Genomic DNA, 2,240 nt, shown 5'->3' on the forward strand with positions numbered 1-2,240 from the left:
AACGTCGAGCAGATGATCGCCGGTGCCGAGCGCACCGGCCTTAAAAAAGCGCTCGGCGCCCTCGATCTCACGTTCCTTGGCATCGGCGCCATCATCGGCACCGGGATTTTCGTGCTCACTGGCACGGGCGCTGTGCAAGCCGGCCCCGCGTTGATGATTGCTTTCCTGATTGCGGCCGTCGCTTGCGGGCTGGCGGGTCTCGCCTATGCGGAATTTGCGTCGACGATCCCCGTCGCCGGCTCGATCTACACCTATTCGTACGCGACGCTTGGCGAACTGGCCGCGTGGATCATCGGCTGGGATCTGATGCTCGAGTACGGTCTCGCGACGTCGGCCGTGTCGGTGGGCTGGTCCGGCTATCTGCAATCGCTGCTGTCCGGCTTCGGCGTATCGCTGCCCGTCGCGCTGACGGCAGCGCCCGGCGCGCTGCCCGGCCACGAGACGCTGTTCAATCTGCCGGCGTTCCTCGTGATGATGGCGATCACGACGCTGCTGTCCGTCGGCGTGCGCGAATCCACGCGGGTGAACAACATCATGGTCGGGATCAAGGTAGCGGTCGTTCTGGCGGTGATTGCGGTCGGCGCATTCCATGTGCAGCCGGCGAACTGGCATCCGTTCATGCCGAACGGCTGGCACGGCGTGTTCGGCGCCGCGGCCGTCATGTTCTTCGCGTTCATCGGGTTCGATTCCGTCTCGTCGGCGGCCGAAGAGGTCAAAAACCCCAAACGCGATCTGCCGATCGGCATCATCGCGTCGCTGGCCGTGTGCGCCGTGCTTTATGTCGCCGTGGCGGCGGTCGTGACGGGCATCGTTCCCTCGCCGCGTTTCGCCGATGTCTCGCACCCCGTCTCCTACGCCCTGCAGGTTGCCGGGCAAAACTGGGTAGCCGGCTTCATCGATCTGGGCGCCGTGCTGGGCATGCTCACCGTGATTCTCGTCATGAGCTACGGCCAGACACGGATCATCTTCGCGATGTCGCGCGACGGGCTGCTGCCGCCCGTGCTCTCGCGCGTGCACCCGCGTTTTGCCACGCCGGTGACGACAACGTGGCTCGTCGGCGTCTTCTTTGGCCTGATCGGTGCCCTCGTGCCGTTGAACGTGCTGGCCGAGCTCATCAACATCGGCACGCTCGCCGCATTCTCGATGGTCTCGATCGCCGTGCTCGTCCTGCGCCGTACGCACCCGCATCTGCCGCGCTCGTTCCGTTGCCCCGGCGTGCCGGTCCTGCCGCTGCTCGCCGTCGCCGCTTGCGTGTTTTTGATGATCAACCTGCAATGGATCACCTGGGTCGCCTTCGTCGTCTGGCTCGCCATTGGCTTGGTCGTGTACTTCGGCTACTCGCGCAAGCATTCGCTGCTGGCGCGCGGCAAGCGGTGACCAGACTCTCGCCACCGGCGCGTTAGCCTCGGCGGCGCCCCGCTCCAGCCGGTGCCCTGCGAGGGCATCCCAACGGCATCGCCGGCCTGCGCCGCGATGCCGTTTTTGTTTGCACACGGTTTGCTAACGGGGTTCGCTGCCCTGCCACGCACAACGTAATGAACTTGCTCGCGCTGAGCGGTCCATAATGATCGAGTTCCGCTGACAACGTCCGACGCTCCGCTGACGGGCGCCGGCCCTTCCCAATTGAAGGAGGAGCAACGCAATGGAATTGACGGAGAGCTACACGCTGCCCGTGCCGCCGCAACGGGCGTGGGAAGCACTGACCGATGCGGCGATTCTGCGCGCGTCCATTCCCGGCTGTGAAGATATACAAGCCGACGGGGAAAACGGCTTCGCACTCGCCGTGAATCTCGGTGCGGATGGGGTCGGGGTCCGTTTCAAAGGCCGGGTGCGGTTGACGGAGGTGGATACGCCGGGCGCTCGCACGCTACTGTTCCAACTCGATGCGCCCCCAATCGATGCCGCCAACGGCGGCGGCGCGCATGGGGCGCGGCTACGCTTGGAGGCCGATGGCGATGCGTCGAGCACGCTACTCTATACGGCCTATGCTCAAACGCTGCATGCCGACGGAAAGAGCGCCGCCGACGACGTCGTGCGCAAGGTGGCCGATGAATTCTTCAAACGGTTCGCCGCGCATCTGAGCGCGGGGGACAAGCCGCTGCCGAGCGACGCCCCGCAGCCGGCCGGGCCATCGGTACAACATGCGGCCGTATTCGAATCCGCGCCGGGCGGCAAAGGAGGGAAGTCGTGGAAAGCATGGACCTCGAAGTCCTGAATACGAGTGCGCGCTGGCTTGCGGA

General features: G+C 65.3%; 2 protein-coding genes. Both read left to right on the top strand.

The annotated features are described in order from the left end of the window. Positions 1-1,377, top strand: a 1,377-nt coding sequence (locus tag ACTHL0_RS25035; protein ID WP_440569760.1) for an amino acid permease, incomplete at its 5' end; no start/stop codon positions are given. A gap of 265 nt (positions 1,378-1,642) precedes the next feature. Continuing rightward, a complete protein-coding gene (locus ACTHL0_RS25040) occupies positions 1,643-2,215 on the top strand; it encodes a CoxG family protein (protein WP_440569761.1) in 573 nt (190 codons plus the stop codon). Positions 2,216-2,240 lie beyond the last annotated feature (25 nt).

The sequence above is a fragment of the Trinickia sp. genome, assembly GCF_051961175.1.
In the GTDB taxonomy this organism is placed as follows: Bacteria; Pseudomonadota; Gammaproteobacteria; order Burkholderiales; family Burkholderiaceae; genus Trinickia.

What these genes read in the sequence shown, in the direction of transcription:
- ACTHL0_RS25040 (WP_440569761.1), top strand. Translation starts at nt 1,643, where the DNA reads ATGGAATTGACGGAGAGCTACACGCTGCCCGTGCCGCCGCAACGGGCG.